Genomic DNA, 16,271 nt, shown 5'->3' on the forward strand with positions numbered 1-16,271 from the left:
GTGCCTCCGGTGAGGACTTGGTTCTGTACGGCAACCTGCTCAGGCTCGCAGCCTGTCAACAGCAAGCCCGCTCCCACGGAGCCTGTAAAGAGGAGTTTGAGGTTTTCTCTTCTGTTCATGGCTTAGATGTTTTTTTGTTTGAGTTGGTCCACGATGTATTCGGAGGTCCTCCAGGAGAGGGCCAGGATCGTCCAAGTGGGGTTTTTGTCTGCCTGGGACACGAACGAACCCGCATCGACGACAAAGACGTTTTTGCAGTCGTGTGCCTGGCAGTTGGAGTTGACTACCGAAGACTTCGGATCGTCTCCCATCCGGGTGGTGCCCACTTCGTGGATGATCCGTCCCGGGGCGTGGAGGCCGTATTGGGACTCTGGTCCCGGCTTGGAACCCAGCAGGGTTGCGCCTGCGTTGGTGAGGATCTCCTCAAAGGTGTCGTGCATGTGCTTGGCCTGCTTGAGCTCCTGATCCGTCCAGTTGTAGTGGAAGCGAAGTACCGGGATGCCGTACTTGTCTACCACATTCGGGTCGATCTCGCAGTAGTTTTCATAGCGGGGGACACTTTCTCCCCGGCCCGACATGCCCAGGGTAGACCCATAGAGCCGCTTGATGTCTTTTTTCAGTCCTTCTCCGTAGCCGCCGTTTGCACTCGGATTGCCAAATTCATCTTTGATAAACTTGCGCATCGTGTCCATGCCGCCGCCGGCTCCGTAGCTTGGCTGGCCCATGCCGCCCCAGTATTCGATGTGGTAGCCCCGGGCAAAGTCCAGCTTTTTGTTGTCCAGCCACCAGGGGGTGTACATGTGCATGCCGCCGACGCCGTCCTCGTTGTAGCGCTCACGGTCGATCAGGTCCGGGAGGATGCCCATCCGGTCCGCTCCGGTGGAGTCGTGGAGGTATCTGCCCAAGGCTCCGGAGTCGCCGCCGATGCCGTTGGGATGGGTTTTGGATTTGGAGTTCATCAGGATCCGGGCGGATTCACAGGCGGAAGCGCCCAGGACTACGACGCCTGCGCGAAGCTTGTATTCTTTCATGTCCATCTTGGAGATGAAGGACACGCCGGTGGCTTTGCCGCTGTCGTCGGTGGTGACCTTTCGGACCATCGAGTAGGTGAAGAGCTCCACCTTGCCCTTTTTCATCGCGGGGTGAACCAGGCAGGTGCCTGCAGAAAAGTCGGCGTAGGCCTGACAGGCGCGGTTGCACTGGGCACAGAAGAAGCAGGCGCCGCGTTCGTTGTTGACCGGCCGGGTAAGCATCGACAGCCGTCCGGGGATCATCGGCATGCCGGCTTTGTCGGCTCCTTTTTTGAGGAAAAGCTCGTGGAGTCTCGGCTTGGGAGGGGGGAGGAAAAATCCGTCGGGTTCGTTGTAGATGCCTTCTTTGGAGCCAAAAACCCCGATGAGTTTGTCTACTTTGTCATAGTAAGGCTTGACGTCGTCGTAGCCGATGGGCCAGTTGTCGCCCAAGCCGTCGATGCCGGCACGCTTGAAGTCGTTGGGGCCAAAGCGCAGGGAGATTCTTCCCCAGTGGTTGGTCCGGCCGCCGACCATGCGGGAGCGAAACCAGTCGAACTTGGTGCCGTCCTTGTGGGTGTAGGGTTCGCCCTCGATGTCCCAGCCGCCGATGGCCTGGTCAAAGTCGCCGAAAGGGCGGATTCGGGTGCCTGCACCACGTCTCGGGGATTCCCAGGGCGGACGGAGCTGGGTTCTGTCTTCGTCTTTTGCAGGGTCAAAATCCCCGCCCGCTTCTACCACAGCGACGCTCAGGCCGGCCTCGGAGAGGATCTTGGAGGCCATGCCCCCGCCTGCTCCCGAGCCCACGATGATCACGTCGTACACATCAGGTTTTTCTTGTATCTGAAAGCTCATCAGAATGTTATTTTAGGTTGCAATACGTTTCCCGGATCAACACACCACTTGCGCAATACCCTACTCCGATTGATCCGTCCGGAAAAATAGCGGGGAAAGATTAAATCGTCGGTTAAATCGCGGTTAAAAGCTTCCTGAATTTTGCTAATCCGACTCCCAGTCGACGAAAAATCCACTTAATCAGGATCGAATTCGCGTGAGCGAGTGACCTCCTTTGAAGATTAATGGCCAAACTGGACCGAACTAGACGTGCAGACAAGTCCTTCTTCTCCAGATCTGCACTATCTCCGGCAAAACGAGCAGATCCTGTCTGGTACGATCCCAGTCCCGCCTCACTCCAACTCTGAGCGCTGGATGGGATTGCACCGTTCAGGCACAAGGACGCTCCAACCCGAAATGTCTTGGGGTTTTGACGGATAGACCAAGCTTCCACTTTCAGTCTCAATAACGGGCATGTTTTTTTATACAGATGTCCAAACAATCGACTAGCAGGGAGTCTTCAAAAATTGAAAATCTTGCGGAACTCGCTCCACCATCATGAAGGATTTGCCAATTTCTCAGGTTAGCACTTTTACCCTGTTTAGGTTTCGGGGAAGGCATGCGTTCTGGATTTTTGGGCAGATGCAGAAAGCCAAAAAGAAATTTGACCGCGTGCCCGGTTTGCTGTTTTACAAACTGATGGGAAGCGGCGGAAAGAACGGGTTCTCCAAGATGCTGAATGTCAATACCTATGCACTCCATTGCGTCTGGAGATCGGAGTCTGACGCAGAGAAGTTCTTCACTGAGTCAGCACTTTTTTCGGAGTTCGAAACCAGAGCCACGGAGCGGTACACCATCTTTATGAAAACTGTCAAGGCGCATGGACTCTGGGATAAGCGCAACCCCTATTCTCCTCAAGATGTCTCTTCTTCGGGACCGATAGCGGTCATCACCAGAGCAAGGATACGATTGAGGTACGTCCCCAAATTCTGGCGGCACGTCCCCTCTTTGGGGACTCGCGCAACTCAGGCCAAGGGATCTATCTTCTCTATCGGCATCGGTGAGTATCCATGGTTTATGCAGGCAACTTTCAGTATCTGGGAGTCCAGGGAAGCGATGCAGGCTTTCGCGTACGGCTCAGCTCTGCATACGGATGTCATCAGAAAAACCCGGGAGTTGGGATGGTATTCCGAAGAGCTCTTCGCCAATTTTGTTCCCTACAAGACGCTGGGAAGCTGGAAAGATCTACGTCTGGAACTGGACCGTTAACGCGGGTTTCCCACTCTTTCGAGATCGCCGTTAATCCGGGCTTTTACCACATCTCCAATAACTGATCGTTTCAAAGGGGCAAAAAAAAGAGGCACATTGCTGTGCCTCCTACCCTTATTTTATTTCAACTCAGACTAGTCCTGATCGATGAATCGGTTCAGTTCTTCCTGGGTTTTCCCTGTTTTTTTCTGGATTCTCCCGAGCAGCTCGTTCTCCTTGCCCTCTACATAGGTCAGGTCATCGTCTGTCAACTCCGCGTATTGTTGCTTGAGCTTTCCTTTGATGATGTTCCAGTTTCCTTTGATCTTATTTTCGGTACTGTTCATGATTATATGGATTTAGTTCGGTGACTATAAGCCAAAGCCCATGCCACCGCAGCCGAATCCCAGACAATCCATCTCTACGTCGGGGAAACATGCTTTTTGTGTAGTCACCTCGCTCGTCGCTGCTCTCATAGCGAGGTCGGTTTGCAGCAAAATCCTCACTCTGTAACGATTTTTTCACAATACGGCAAACAACTAGCCATCATAGACTGTCATTGAGATGGCGTCCTCTGGTGAGCATGTCCGCCCACAGCGGGCCCATCTGCATATAACCCGGATCCTGGCTGTCCAGCAGCAGGGTTCCTTGGCCTTCCGTCCTATCCGTGCTGTCCTTCGATCGATAGAAGGTCTGAATCCACAGGGCGTCATTGTCATATCGGTACACGCGTCGGAACTCGTATTCATTCCAGGTGACCCAAGGCCCTACCGCCACTTCGGCGGGAAAATCCTCATCGCTGTCCTCGGATCGGTGAAATTTCTGCCGAAAAGCGGCCCAGTCAAAGCTTTCTGGAGCATCCAGCTCTACCCTGACCCCGTTGGCGCTGTTTAGGGAATCGCTCCAGGGAGTGCGGACGTCTTCCGTTACCGTCGGCTGAATCCCGACCGTATCGGCGTTGTCGTCTTCGAGCGAATCTCCCTTGGGCTTGCATGAGAAAATAAAAAACAACAGGAATGCAACTGCCCCTGATCTAATAAACTGTGTTTGATAGCGTTTCATGGTTAATCGTCATTGGTTAGACTGCTTTGAATCCAAGTATTGTACCAGTGGATGTAACCATGAGCTTCGCCGCTATTCGGCCCATTGCCTTCCCCGGCACCGGGTACTGGCATCGTTCTTGGCTAGGAAATGACAACCAACCAACTACTATTATGGACTATCTCGTTATCAGTATCGTCGCCATACTTATCCTGGCGCTCTTTGTCGCGATCCTGCTCATCAATTCCAAGACTAGCAGCAGCGTGAGACTTGAAGGAAAAACCCTGACTGTCGGCTATCCCCTGAAAAAGGATGTGATCGATCTCGAAAAAGACCTCAGGAGCTGGAACCTTCGCAGGATGAATCTGATGTGGCGGGGAAAGTTGTATGCCTTGAGTTTGGAGCTGCAGGACGGTGCGTGGAAGAAGATATACTTCAGATCCCGAACGCAAAAAAAGATCAGACCCCTAGTCTCCATTCTGAATGACATTGCCCCAACCGGGAAGATTGAAACTCAGCAGGGTGCGGCAACTGCTTCGTAGTACGATCTTCGAGGCAAGCCTGACATCCGCATCCTTTATGCTTTATAGCCGATCCCACTATTCTGGGATTTCGGAGGACAGATTATCAAACAATCGCAATTGATCCTAAACAGGCCTCAGGTTTTCCTTAACACACCAAGATTCCCACACGGAACCTATTGATCTACAGATAAACCATCGACGCTATGAAAATCATCAGTCCAAAACTCCACGCCTACATCGACTATGTCATCGCAGCAGTTCTGATTCTGTTCCACTGGATCTTCGGCTATGAACTGGATGAAGCTTCATCCTGGATTCCTTTGATACTTGGTGTCACATTCCTCACTTACAGTATCTTGACAAGATTCCGCGATGAGCATTTTGGGATGATCCCACTCAGAATCCATCTCATTCTTGACATGCTGGTGGGGATCACGCTGATCCTCGTTCCCTGGATACTGGGCGACGCAGATCGACTTCCCTACCTCCAGTCAGGTCTTGGCGTCCTCATCCTGCTGATTGCTTTCATGACGAAACCCATTCCCTACGGAAAGATCGATCCACGCACCGAAGCCTAAGGCTCTTTGCAAATTGTGTTGCAGTTCCGTTGGATCCTTAGCCTTATGGATTCTCACTGTGAGGCATGTCCACCGGCTTTGATTCAGGTGAGCCTTTTTCGCGTAGCCAGATAGACAGGATCACGATAGAAGCCACAGCCATAAATTCACTCTGCCAGTTTTGGAAGGACTCAAACCAGAACCGGGATTCGAACAAGTAGGAAGCAGCTTCCACCGTGGGCTTGCCTTTAATGGACTGCTCGAGGTTGAAGTCGTGAAAGCTGCCGAAAAAATGGAGCACGAAGGAAACGACAAACAAAATCCCAAACGCTATCGACAAGGAATGCTTGTAGATTGACAGCCAGATGCCGCCTTTTCTAACAGGCCAGGGAGCATCGGGATGTGGAGTCGGCTCTTTGTCCACATCTTCCTCGCCCTCCAGTTTCTTGGACTCACTGGAGCCCTTTTGGCGGAGCGATATGGTGAGCAAGACATATAGCATCATCTGCAAAAATTCGCTCTCCCAGTTTTCAAAGGTAGCTTGCAGGAAATGCCCGCTTTGCAGGTATTCGCCTATCGACAGGGGCGCCTGTCCTTCTTCAACCAGCTCTTTGTTTTCCGTAATCCAGCCGGTATAGGCCTGACCGGATAATGTCACAATCATCAGGGCGATCAGGACTATCCCGAGGCTGTTGCGATAGAAAAAACCGTTCTTCGACATAGATGGCATTTTTATGTTTCGTCAGTCTTTTTCAACCCGGGTCAGACCGCTGACGGAGGGACCTGTCAGCATCCTTCCGTTCACATTGAAGCGGGATCCGTGGCAGGGACAATCCCATGAGATCTCCGCACCGTTCCATCGCACCTCGCATTTGGCGTGGGGACAGGTACTTTTCAGGACATGAAGCCTGCCGCTGACTTCCTTGTATACGGCAAAGATTTCACCCTCATGTTTAACCACCTTGGCCTCTCCTGCGCCGATTTCTGCCATCGACGCTACCCGCTCGGCAAACAGCTTGTCCTTGATGAAGTCCACCGCGACTGCGGTCTGTTCCTTAACAAAGTCCGCGAACCCAGCAATCGGCTTGATCCTGGAGGGGCTGAACAGATTTTCGTACTTGCTACTGCCGGTGAGGATGAGGTCAGCGATGATGGTGGCCGAGAGCGTTCCCAGCATCATGCCATTGCCCCGGAATCCCGTGGCGGTAAAGATTCTCCCCGCGCTTCCCGGCAACACTCCGATATAGGGAAATCCGTCTACCGGTTCGTAGTATTGGCTTGACCAGCTGTATTTCACCTGATCTACGTCAAAGTAGGCGCGGACGTAATTTTCCAGCTTGGAAAACCGCTCCCCGGTATCTTCTGCCTGGCCGGTCTTATGGTCTTCGCCGCCGGCAATCAGTAGCTTCTCTCCGTCGATTTCGTGTGTCCTGTAGTAGTGATAGGGATCTTCCAGATCGTAACCGAGTTCTTTTGGATAGAGCCGATCCTTCAGCGTGAAGGCCATCACGTAGCTTCTATAGGGAGCGATCATGAAGTGCAGCTTATTGATCCCCGGAGGGGTATGTGTCGCATACACTACATGATTGGCTATGACCATCCCTCCTGAGGTGGACAGGGCGACCTGCTCGTCAGTTTCCTCGTGGTCTTGACAGACGCAGCCTTCTACGATCACACCCCCGGACTGCAGGAAGCTCTCACACAGCGCCCGGATGTACTTGACGGGATGAAATTGTCCCTGATTGGGAATTTCCACCGCCTTCTTGAAAGGGATCGGAAATGAGATTTCGTCGATATAGTTCATCTCGTGGCCGACATTCCGGGCTCCTTTCACCATATCCTCCAGCTGTCGGACCTGCTTATCATCCAGCGCAAAAAGATGGGCGCTTTTCTTTTCGAAGTCGCAGTCGATGGCGTTTTCCCGGACGTTGGTTTCGATGATACGCATGGCGTCACGGCCACATTCTTTAAAAAGGCGAGCATTTTCCTCCCCATGATCGCTGATTGCCTCGCCAAATGTCGTGTCGAAGAAGTCGTTAAGATGGGCCGTAGTGCCTCCCGAGGTTCCAAATCCGATATTTGCGGCGTCCAAAAGGACACAGTTTTTACCGGCCTTCTGGAGGTTGTACGCGGTGGTAACGCCCGTGATTCCCCCTCCTACAATGGCTACATCGAAGACTCTGGACGTATAACTGTCAGCAGCAAAACTCTTGATCTCCTGCTGCCAGACGCTTTTTCTTGCTCCGTCTCTGTTCATGATTCTATGTTTTAGTATTAAACTGCTATTGGTTATTCGATTAAATTAAATGGCCTGTGGGCGGCACACATTCCCCGGACTTCAGACCTTCCAAGGGCGGCGAGAGATTGATCTTCATCGTTCGCCGAGTCTTTAAACTATCGCATGAGAATGCCGATAGTGAACAAGCAAACAGTGACTATTTCACCAGTTCAGGGGCCCGGAAATGCCGCCCATATGCAAAAAAACTCCCGCCTTCTCGACTCTATTGAGAGAAAAAAGCGGGAGAATGGCCGTTCCAGTGAGGGCGACCTACTTAAGGCTTGATGATGCAGCCCGCAAGCAGCTTGCGGAATTGTCCCGTTCCCTATCACGAGGTTCCGGGCTTCCTGCGGGTGCTGATCAAGCCTTTTCTATCCCCATCTCAGACCGGGAAAGATTCGTTTAGAATCCCCAGACGCTTACTTATTTTTCAAGCTGTCGACTGCGGCTTCCGCTTGCTTAGCGTGCTCGAGATGCTGTTCGAGTGTCGGCACCTTGCCGGCTGCCCAGCTTTTCAGCTCCGGGTCGTTTCCTTTGTCAGCCTGCTTTTTGAAAGCATCGATGTCTTCCTGATGATCGTCAACCATAAAGGACATGTACTCGTCATCAAACTCTTGTCCGGTTTTCTTTGAGAGATCTTCGTAAGACTTCTGGCTTTTTTCGCTTAATGCTGTGGGAAGCGTAATATTCTTTCGCGCAGCCAAATCTTTCAGTTCCTGATTGGCCATCCCGTGATCCTTGACCATCATGTCAGCGAACGTCTTCACTTGTTCGGAAGAGGCATTGGTCAGGGCCAATTTGCCCAGCTCCACCTCCAGCATCCCGCCGTCTGCGGCGGTCACGGCAAACTCGGTGTCATTCTTCAACCCGGTGTCATCAAACTTCTCGTCGTTAGCTTCTTCTGCAACTTCCTTGCTGTCGTTATTTTGCGGCGAACAGGAGGCGAAAAACATTGCGCTAGACAGAAGCAATACAATGGGACTAAATTTTAGATTTTTCATAACAATAGAGTTTAGATTCTTCTCAACATCCTAAATATGCGTGCCAAATTTCCCCTGCAAGCAGGCCGAAAGGAGCGCGACACCCCGTAATAGCGCTTCTAGGGCGTCTTTTTACAAGACAAAAGCAGGATACGTCGCTACAGATCATGGTTATGATCCAAGAAATCCCAAAGCTGACGTTTAGTGAAATTGAGGAAGATTTTTAGCAGATGTGTATCAATCTCCACAATGCAGAAGCGTTTCGTTCTGGCCTTGACATGAACCTACGCAAGACTTATCCGTCAGCTTGGATCTTCAACAGCCTTCGAGGATCCGCTGCACAGCACCGTCGTCCCAGGAAAGAAGCCGGGTGTTTTTTTCTGTCACATTTGGGAGTATTTCGTGCCACTATGTGGTGTGCCGAGTGATCCGCTGTGAGCCAGGCGGTGGGATCACAGGTCGTAAATCATCAAACTGCGCTCAGAATTTTTAGAATAATATTATAATTCCTACGAAATATTCTATCTAAGACATCATCACTCCTCGGAAAATCAAAATAATGTTTTAGCAATCCAGTTTTTAGACCAATTAACTTCCAAGACCGCTGGAAGCGAAGCGTCTGATTTGGACAGGGTATTGCCTTATATAATCCTGAAAACATTGATTTCTGTGCCAAGCCAAGGATCAGAGATCCCAAAGACGATGATGCCTCCAACGACCGACATTTAGCAGACTAAGGCTTATCCCTATTGTAACGAGCTGATGATAGGAAATAAGTCTACTGAGTTCCTAATAATTGGACCGATTGCAGAAGTCGCGAGGAGGCGCCATTGTCTACTTATCAAGTAACTGATTTTCAATACACCAAAGAGATTTACCACTTAAACAACTACCCAATGAATACGCAAAACCATTCCCAAATCAGCTGTTCCACGGCATTCTCCTGCACTGTGAGAACCCAACGCGATGAATCGGTCGGATCCATCAAAGAATTTATGATCAATACCCGGACCGGAGAAGTAGACTACGTCGTCCTAAAAGTGGACGAAGGATTTCTCAACTTGGGATCTAAGCTTCTGGCGCTGCCATTCGAGGCATTTGACTTCGATCGGGAGGAAGATGGAGTCATTGTGGTCATGGAATCGAAGGAGACCTTGGAAAATGCCCCCGGGTTTGACCAAGAAGATTGGCCAAGTGGACCACAGACGGACTTTCTTCATACCACGCGCACGTATTACAGTGAGGAAGACCGCAGTCTCTATGGTCGGTATGATCAGGAAAACAGGTCTTATTTCGGGGACGACAGCAGTTTCGCCCTGGACTCAGATCCTGACCGGGCTTACAGAGATGAGTACGCCGAGGGCGAAGGGCGGGATAGACGGTCCGATAGGCGAAGTGGCATAGATCCGCAGCTCTGATTTTTCTGTCTTAATTGTTAATTTGATTGGCTAACCCTTGACGGGTCAGCCTTTTTCTGCCTTTTGGGTGGCGGCTACCATCACCTGGCAGCACCCAGAAACATCACAGGCCAATGAGCCAGTTCCTATCACCGGGAGTATCAATCATGTGAAAGTCACAGCTCCCAAACCCTATTTTCAAAGCCAAACCTAATCAATTCACTCCCAAAAGATAAAACTTGGATATGGTGCGCTCAGATAATTAACTTAGAATATAAGTTCCAAAAAACCTCTCTACCCGTGGGAATAGAAGTCGCGTTATTTGTATTGGTTGGAATTGCAGTCCTTGCAATCGGACTATTGTTCTCAACAAAGAAGAAGTAGATGACCCGACTACTTCACCAGTGACCGGCGCAGTCTTATGACTGACTGATAGGATTCTCCTCATGCGTCTCAACTAGCTGATTTGGCGCATATGTCAAGATCTATACACCGTCCCGGTAGGGATGATAAAGGTGAACTTGGAACCGTCACCCGGAACACCGTGGGCGAAGATGATCCCCCCATGGTTCTCGATTACTTTTCTGCATATCGCCAAGCCGATTCCTGAGCCTTCAAAGTCATTCTTGTCGTGCAGCCTGTTAAAGATGATGAAGATGCTCTCCGAATGGATCGGGTCAAATCCGATCCCATTGTCCTCCACCGAAATCTTCAATAAATCCATGTCATCCTCTACAGAAGGAAACAGCGATCTTTCGTACTTCGTCAGCTCTTCCGTGTAGATCCGGATCACGGTCTTATGGCCTTGCTTGCCAAACTTCAATGCATTCTCGATCAGATTGGTAAAGAGCTGCTGCATCTGGGTCGGAATGACGGAGGCTGCCGGGAGCGGAGAGACCTCTATCTCGGCGCCTTTTTCCTCGATCAGCGTGCTCAGCTCTTCCAAGACTGAGTCCAAAACCGCCTGCAGGCTGTAGGGCTCAAATTTCCTGGCTTCGTTGGACACTCTGGAAAACCTCAGCAAGTCCAGGATGAGAAGCTGCATGCGGTTGGCTGAGCGGCTGATTCTACTGAGATAGTCCCCGGCCTTCTCCGAGATACTTAGGTCAGGGATCGTCTTCAGCATGGAGATCAGAGTCTGTATCTTCCTGATCGGCTCCTGGAGGTCATGACTCGCTATATGATTGAAGGATTTCAGCTCTGCATTGCTTCTGAACAGTTCAATGTTTTTGTGCTCGAGATCTCTGTTGACGGCGGCCTCCATCGAGATGTCCTTGAAGGTAACCAGAAGGATTTGGGCACTGTCATCTGTGAAGAATTCCCTACTTACGCTGAAGTATTTTATCTCTTCGTCAGCGTCACGTATCCTGATCGTCACCTTTTGCCAGTCTTCTACGGATAAGTCCGGATCGGTCCAGGAGTAGGCGAGCGGCTTATCCTCTTCGAGCACATAAGAGAGCAGAACCTCTCTGGAGGGCACCGTAACATCGGGAGTGGATCCCAAAAGACGAAACAAATTATCCGAAAACATCTCCTCATTGGAATCGACAATACGGGTGTAGTAGCCGATGGCCGCGGCCGATTCCATGTGCGTGAACAAGCGGTTTTGGAGCGTGAGGTTGACGTTGAGTTGTCTGAGCATCTCCCGGGAAGCGATCTCCGACGTAATATCCTTGGTCACAAAGACCGCAGTCCTGCCCTGCTTGTCATTTCGGACAAATCCCAGTGAAAGTACGTTTCTGACTTCGCCCTCCGGCAAGACGATCCTTGTCACAGTCTCCACGGGAGGGGTGCTCGGCGTCAGGGATTTCAACCTCTCCAGCACTTGCCCGCGGTCAGCAGGGTCTACCCGCTTGAGGATCTTTCTGAAAGAGGGCGACGCTTCCATGGGCTGATATCCCAAGATGCGGGACAGATTAGAAGAAAAAATGAGCTTTTTGTTGTTGAAATTATAATACCCGTGTCCCGCGCCGGTCATTTTCTCTATGTATTCAAAGATGTCGGTGTTGACGCGGTTTTGTAGAATTGCGTCATCACATTGGAGAAATTCCTTCATCACTACCCTTCTATAGATGATGTGAAAGCACCCCAATAGGATCAATAGAACAATGGAGGCGATGAGGGTAATATCCTGTAGACTTCTTGAATAAACCAGTCGGGCCGCAAGCGCTTCCTCTTCCTCCATAGCCCATTGCGACACAAAGGACATGACAGCAAGATCCGCCAATAACGAAACCGTCGCCTCCGATCCCTCTTCGGTAACAGCGTCATGTCTTTCGGACATGAACTGCCAGTATCGGTCCAGATAGACATCGGTTTGATTTCGAAGGCTGTCAAAATGAGGGTCATTGACCAGGGAGCCACCCTTGAAAGAAGCCAGTTGTGAAACTTGAAACTGAAGGGCTATGGCCGCATCCAAATATGCCTCTACAGCCTCGGAATAGGGTTGTTCATCCGGATCATCGGCCAGGATCTCCAGTTTTTGGAATTCCCCAAGCACCTTGGTCAGGTGATTGATGAGCCGGTGAGAGCTGGCTGCCTGCAGTCTCTCACCCTGCACGGATCTATAGTGTACTATACAAAGCACAAGGACGGTCACAACTATACCGATCGTCGTCAGAAGTGATCCATAGTATAATTTTTTTGAACGTTTTAACATGGAAAGCTAATAATAGAGGTGACATGATCGATATCCCGAAATTGGCTAGATATTCAATTTCATGTGTTTATCATTTGTTCTTTATCGGCCACATAGCCTGTCCCGTCCGCCGCGGCGGATGGGGAGAATCTCGCACAGCACCCCGATACGTATCGGGGCATCCCAATATGGGTCGCCGGAGACATGCTCGATTTCGTCTGACCCACAGTTTTATACTTCCGGTGCAATAATAATGCGATGATTGTGGCCAAAAGCAGAATTGAATGTCTAAACCACACTGCCAGCGCCCTTGTTTGCTTCGATACTGGAATTATGTAACGATCCGTGCAATTCGTGTAACAGTCCAGGGCGAGTAAATCGATAGATTTAAACCGGAACATGAATTAGACTTCCGATTACGAGCTGATCCACCGCGGCGGAAGCAAACGTTTCGCTGCATTTAAAGCTCACAGTACAGATCCTACTACCTAATCCGGCTTTAAAAAACTAGCCCATCAAACAACCACTTTCACCATGAAACATATCCTTGTAATAGATAACCAAATCTCAACCTGCGAACTGCTGTCCAAGTTTCTGAAGAAGAACGACTACGAAGTAGCCACCACCACCAGAGGCAAGACCGCGCTGGAGATGGTCCAACAGCGCCCGTTTGATCTGATCCTTGCTGACTTCCACCTTCCTGATATCCCTGCAAGCAAACTCTTTGACGAGATCCGAAAGTCGGACCCTGTGGCAAGGATCATCCTGATGGGAAAAGAAGTCAACCTGAAAAATGCCGTAGACATGCTACGCAAAGGGGTACGGAATTTCATCTCAAAGCCCTTAAACCCTGACGAGCTTCTGGAGGCTATACAGGAAGCTGAAAAAAACACCAGCACGGCCCAGACTCGGGAGGAGGAGGCGGAAAGTATGCCTACGGTCAATGCGGCTCCTACTCCTGAACTGGTGTCCGGCAAAAGCAAGAAGGCCCGGGCGATCCTGGACCACGTGAAGCGGGTGGGACCGACGAATTTCTCTGTGATTATACAGGGCGAGACCGGCACGGGCAAAGAATCCCTGGCCCGGTTGATCCATCAAGCCAGCCCAAGAAGAGACGGGCCGTTTGTTGCGGTGGACTGTGGCTGTCTCTCCCGTGAGTTGGCAAGCAGTGAACTGTTTGGCCACGAGAAAGGCGCATTTACGGGCGCGGTGTTTCAGAAGACCGGATTTTTTGAACAGGCAAACGGCGGAACCATCTTCCTCGACGAGATTGCAAATCTCCCGATGGATGTGCAGATCGCCCTTTTGCGGGTGCTGCAGGAGAAAGTGATCCGAAAAGTCGGGGGAATTAAGGAGATCGCTATCGATGTCCGGCTCATCTCTGCTACCAATGAAAACCTTCTGGCAAAGTCAGAGTCCTCCGGTTTTCGGGAAGATTTGTATTTCAGACTCTGTGAATACCTGCTGGAAATTCCGTCGCTCCGCGAACGGCCCGAGGATATCCCACTGTTCATCGATTTCTTTTTGGTACAGACGAGTAAGGAATTGGGGAAACCTCAGTCCACTCTATCCGATGAAGTTCTTGGCTATCTTCAGGAATACAACTGGCCGGGAAATATCCGGGAACTGCGAAACGTCATCCGGAGATCTTCCCTCTTCGCCGGCCCGGACCACGTCATCCAAAAGAGCTCTCTCCCGACGAGGATCACGGACTTCAAAGACCATGGTGCCGCAAACCTCGCAAACAGCGGCGAACCCGTCCTGACAGAAAAGCGGGGAGACTTGAAGTTTACTGCATTGAAAGCCGAATCCCGGAGGATCATGGAAGTGCTGGAAAAAGTCCGGTACAACAAGACCAAGGCAGCGGAGCTATTGAATATTCACCGAAAAACTCTCTATGTCAAACTGAAGCTGCTCAACATCCCGTGTTGAGTCAGTTTCAGTGTGCCGGCGCGGCCTGAGCTGCGTGCGGATGGGTAGGTAAAAAAAAAGAGGCGGAAGTGATTCCGCCTCATTTACGTCGTGGATCTTCAGGCCACTCTTCTTCCTTTTCGGGAGGAAAATCTTCCTCCCTACCTGGCAGATAGGGCTTTGGGATTTCCCTAAGAGGATCTTCCAGAGGTCTTTCTTCTTCATCCGGAAGATACTCTTCCTCCTCAGGCAGATCCGGGTTCGGAAGGATTTCCGGCTCCCCTGGATCGGGGATCACTTCTCCCGGGGGAAACAAAGATTCTCTTTGAGTCTCTGTTCGGTCTCCCCCAACCACATCTCCCTGGTCAGGATAAGTTGATTGGTTGGAGAGGTGATGTAAGTTTAAGGACCGGATGGTGATTGTCGTATTATCGTAGTAGACTATCATAAGGATGTATCTTTAGAGTGCGAGAAAGAAATACCAGAAGGACTCCTACAGCCTACTGGCTGTCTTTATCGGATCCTTCTGTCTTTACTATCTTGTTATATATTCCAAACAGTAACAGCGGAGCCGCCCATTGGCCTATAAACAAAGCCAGGTGATCTTGCTTGCAGGCCTTCAGGCACAATGAAACTCCCATGGCGGAGATTGAAGTCCAGAGAAATACATCAGATGGAATCCTGGCCGTTTCTGATTCGATTGCCTTGGCCACTTGGCCTTCTTTTCTTTGTTCGGTGTCCATAATGTGGTTTGTTAAATGGTTAGCTAGTGATTGTCGATTTATTTAATTCCAAAATCTGTTCCGCCAGGGCCTTAACCTAAAACAATACTATAAAACTGTCGGGGGGCGCCTGAGCAGCATAAACTAGCTAGTAGACAGTTCTTTCGGTTATATATTTTCACCGCCTGTTGTGAACTGCTATTCACATACTGTTACATTTCAGACACATCGGTTAGACGACTTATGATGTCCTTTTTAGAAGGTATTTTTCTGTCATGTTATCTGGCTTTCGGCTATCCTAGCGGAGACTTTTTCACTGTGACAAACAGGAATCATCAGATTATGGTCACTAAGTGAACAATTAAAAAAAGGGCGGAAAACTTCCCGCCCTTTTCAAGAAAATTAAACCTGCTTATGTGTCCTATCGCTATTCTTGAGCAGCCTGCTCATTGATCTCCGACTCCGCCAGTTGAGTCAACAGCTCATCTGCTTTCTTCTCCTCTTCCAGTGTTTTGGAAAGTAGCTTTGCGGCATCGTTGTGTTCCATCTTCATGGCGAGTGCGACGAGCGAACCGTAGGAAGCAATCTCATAATGCTCGATCTTCTGACTGGCTATGATCACTCCGGCGTCCCGCACCATGGTATCAGATTCTGTATCCTCCACCACGCTGGTACCCTCTGCTATAAGGCCTTCCATTGCCTCGCATTTCTTGGCTTGGGCCTTCTCGCCCAACAGCTCGAAGACTTCTTCCAATCTGTTCACGTGTTCTTTTGTTTCTTCCAGATGTGAGCCGATTGCCTCTGCCAGACCGGTGGAGGTAGCCGCACGTTTCATCTTTGGAAGTGCTTTGACCAGATTTTTTTCCGCCCAGTAGATGTCCTGGAGTTCCTGGATAAACAGCTGGTGGAATTTTGAATTCTTCATCTCCTGAGAAGGACCTTTTTTAGATGAAGAGGTTGTTTTGGATGATGTAGTAGCCATAATACTAGTGGTTTGATTAAGTGTTACAAGTGTGTTGCAGTACACCTATATCCTAAGATCCTGCCAGAGACAGAAACCCCAGAATGAGGAGGATAGCTGCATTCTTTAGCATTTCCCGAACAACAACCTGTAACCAAAATTCCCGAAAC

The 16,271-nt window shown here is 50.3% G+C and carries 15 protein-coding genes and 1 pseudogene; 5 read left to right on the forward strand and 11 right to left on the reverse strand.

Annotation, left to right across the window (positions count from 1 at the left end; all coding sequences use genetic code 11):
- Positions 1-119 (reverse strand): annotated as a pseudogene (locus tag G459_RS30670) (gluconate 2-dehydrogenase subunit 3 family protein); the annotation flags it as partial.
- 3 nt (positions 120-122) lie between these two features.
- Entirely contained in the window at positions 123-1,865 is a 1,743-nt protein-coding gene (locus G459_RS0122610) for a GMC family oxidoreductase (protein ID WP_026969649.1), read from the reverse strand.
- Between the two features lie 537 nt (positions 1,866-2,402).
- Here G459_RS0122610 and G459_RS0122620 point away from each other — a divergent pair.
- Positions 2,403-3,113: a DUF3291 domain-containing protein gene (locus tag G459_RS0122620; RefSeq protein WP_026969651.1), complete on the forward strand. Its 711-nt coding sequence runs from the start codon at positions 2,403-2,405 to the stop codon at positions 3,111-3,113.
- Positions 3,114-3,247: 134 nt separating this feature from the next.
- Here the strand turns inward: G459_RS0122620 and G459_RS0122625 are convergent, their stop codons facing one another.
- Both G459_RS0122625 and G459_RS0122630 read right to left on the reverse strand, forming a co-directional pair.
- On the reverse strand, positions 3,248-3,439 hold the full coding sequence (locus G459_RS0122625; protein ID WP_026969652.1) for a CsbD family protein: 192 nt from the start codon (positions 3,437-3,439) through the stop codon (positions 3,248-3,250).
- A 199-nt stretch (positions 3,440-3,638) separates the two neighbouring features.
- Positions 3,639-4,154 carry a hypothetical protein gene (locus tag G459_RS0122630; RefSeq protein WP_026969653.1) on the reverse strand — a complete coding sequence of 172 codons (516 nt, stop codon included), beginning with the start codon at positions 4,152-4,154 and terminating at the stop codon, positions 3,639-3,641.
- A 152-nt stretch (positions 4,155-4,306) separates the two neighbouring features.
- On the opposite strand from G459_RS0122630, the gene G459_RS0122635 reads away from it, so the two are divergent.
- The gene (locus tag G459_RS0122635) at positions 4,307-4,675 is read left to right on the forward strand and encodes a hypothetical protein (protein WP_026969654.1); all 369 of its coding nucleotides are present in this window, start codon (positions 4,307-4,309) and stop codon (positions 4,673-4,675) included.
- A gap of 185 nt (positions 4,676-4,860) precedes the next feature.
- Positions 4,861-5,235, forward strand: a complete 375-nt coding sequence (locus G459_RS0122640; protein ID WP_026969655.1) for an SPW repeat domain-containing protein — start codon at positions 4,861-4,863, stop codon at positions 5,233-5,235.
- Between the two features lie 43 nt (positions 5,236-5,278).
- On the opposite strand, the gene G459_RS0122645 is transcribed toward G459_RS0122640, so the two are convergent.
- The 3 genes from G459_RS0122645 to G459_RS0122655 form a co-directional block, all read right to left on the reverse strand.
- Complete coding sequence (locus G459_RS0122645; RefSeq protein ID WP_026969656.1) at positions 5,279-5,935, reverse strand: DUF6766 family protein; 657 nt, start codon at positions 5,933-5,935, stop codon at positions 5,279-5,281.
- Between the two features lie 21 nt (positions 5,936-5,956).
- The gene (locus G459_RS0122650) at positions 5,957-7,471 is read right to left on the reverse strand and encodes an FAD-dependent oxidoreductase (protein WP_026969657.1); all 1,515 of its coding nucleotides are present in this window, start codon (positions 7,469-7,471) and stop codon (positions 5,957-5,959) included.
- A 440-nt stretch (positions 7,472-7,911) separates the two neighbouring features.
- A complete protein-coding gene (locus tag G459_RS0122655; RefSeq protein WP_026969658.1) occupies positions 7,912-8,493 on the reverse strand; it encodes a DUF4142 domain-containing protein in 582 nt (193 codons plus the stop codon).
- 875 nt (positions 8,494-9,368) lie between these two features.
- Between G459_RS0122655 and G459_RS29580 the strand changes: the two genes are divergently transcribed.
- Positions 9,369-9,890: a PRC-barrel domain-containing protein gene (locus tag G459_RS29580; RefSeq protein WP_084454661.1), complete on the forward strand. Its 522-nt coding sequence runs from the start codon at positions 9,369-9,371 to the stop codon at positions 9,888-9,890.
- 457 nt (positions 9,891-10,347) lie between these two features.
- Here G459_RS29580 and G459_RS29225 read toward each other — a convergent pair whose 3' ends face one another.
- Positions 10,348-12,528: a sensor histidine kinase gene (locus G459_RS29225; protein ID WP_084454662.1), complete on the reverse strand. Its 2,181-nt coding sequence runs from the start codon at positions 12,526-12,528 to the stop codon at positions 10,348-10,350.
- Positions 12,529-13,041: 513 nt separating this feature from the next.
- On the opposite strand from G459_RS29225, the gene G459_RS0122675 reads away from it, so the two are divergent.
- Complete coding sequence (locus tag G459_RS0122675) at positions 13,042-14,439, forward strand: sigma-54-dependent transcriptional regulator (protein WP_026969659.1); 1,398 nt, start codon at positions 13,042-13,044, stop codon at positions 14,437-14,439.
- Between the two features lie 79 nt (positions 14,440-14,518).
- On the opposite strand, the gene G459_RS0122680 is transcribed toward G459_RS0122675, so the two are convergent.
- From G459_RS0122680 to G459_RS0122690, 3 genes are all read right to left on the reverse strand, one after another.
- A complete protein-coding gene (locus tag G459_RS0122680) occupies positions 14,519-14,866 on the reverse strand; it encodes a hypothetical protein (protein ID WP_026969660.1) in 348 nt (115 codons plus the stop codon).
- 52 nt (positions 14,867-14,918) lie between these two features.
- Positions 14,919-15,161: a hypothetical protein gene (locus tag G459_RS0122685; RefSeq protein WP_026969661.1), complete on the reverse strand. Its 243-nt coding sequence runs from the start codon at positions 15,159-15,161 to the stop codon at positions 14,919-14,921.
- Between the two features lie 406 nt (positions 15,162-15,567).
- Positions 15,568-16,122 carry a YciE/YciF ferroxidase family protein gene (locus G459_RS0122690; RefSeq protein WP_026969662.1) on the reverse strand — a complete coding sequence of 185 codons (555 nt, stop codon included), beginning with the start codon at positions 16,120-16,122 and terminating at the stop codon, positions 15,568-15,570.
- Positions 16,123-16,271 lie beyond the last annotated feature (149 nt).

The sequence above is a fragment of the Algoriphagus terrigena DSM 22685 genome, assembly GCF_000429445.1.
Lineage (GTDB): Bacteria > Bacteroidota > Bacteroidia > Cytophagales > Cyclobacteriaceae > Algoriphagus > Algoriphagus terrigena.

Excerpts from the sequence above, each read along its gene's own strand:
- G459_RS0122610 (WP_026969649.1), bottom strand. The coding sequence starts at position 1,865 with ATGAGCTTTCAGATACAAGAAAAACCTGATGTGTACGACGTGATCATC.
- G459_RS0122620 (WP_026969651.1), top strand. The coding sequence starts at position 2,403 with ATGAAGGATTTGCCAATTTCTCAGGTTAGCACTTTTACCCTGTTTAGG.
- G459_RS0122625 (WP_026969652.1), bottom strand. The coding sequence starts at position 3,439 with ATGAACAGTACCGAAAATAAGATCAAAGGAAACTGGAACATCATCAAA.
- G459_RS0122630 (WP_026969653.1), bottom strand. The coding sequence starts at position 4,154 with ATGAAACGCTATCAAACACAGTTTATTAGATCAGGGGCAGTTGCATTC.
- G459_RS0122635 (WP_026969654.1), top strand. The coding sequence starts at position 4,307 with ATGGACTATCTCGTTATCAGTATCGTCGCCATACTTATCCTGGCGCTC.
- G459_RS0122640 (WP_026969655.1), top strand. The coding sequence starts at position 4,861 with ATGAAAATCATCAGTCCAAAACTCCACGCCTACATCGACTATGTCATC.
- G459_RS0122645 (WP_026969656.1), bottom strand. The coding sequence starts at position 5,935 with ATGTCGAAGAACGGTTTTTTCTATCGCAACAGCCTCGGGATAGTCCTG.
- G459_RS0122650 (WP_026969657.1), bottom strand. The coding sequence starts at position 7,471 with ATGAACAGAGACGGAGCAAGAAAAAGCGTCTGGCAGCAGGAGATCAAG.
- G459_RS0122655 (WP_026969658.1), bottom strand. The coding sequence starts at position 8,493 with ATGAAAAATCTAAAATTTAGTCCCATTGTATTGCTTCTGTCTAGCGCA.
- G459_RS29580 (WP_084454661.1), top strand. The coding sequence starts at position 9,369 with ATGAATACGCAAAACCATTCCCAAATCAGCTGTTCCACGGCATTCTCC.
- G459_RS29225 (WP_084454662.1), bottom strand. The coding sequence starts at position 12,528 with ATGTTAAAACGTTCAAAAAAATTATACTATGGATCACTTCTGACGACG.
- G459_RS0122675 (WP_026969659.1), top strand. The coding sequence starts at position 13,042 with ATGAAACATATCCTTGTAATAGATAACCAAATCTCAACCTGCGAACTG.
- G459_RS0122680 (WP_026969660.1), bottom strand. The coding sequence starts at position 14,866 with ATGATAGTCTACTACGATAATACGACAATCACCATCCGGTCCTTAAAC.
- G459_RS0122685 (WP_026969661.1), bottom strand. The coding sequence starts at position 15,161 with ATGGACACCGAACAAAGAAAAGAAGGCCAAGTGGCCAAGGCAATCGAA.
- G459_RS0122690 (WP_026969662.1), bottom strand. The coding sequence starts at position 16,122 with ATGGCTACTACATCATCCAAAACAACCTCTTCATCTAAAAAAGGTCCT.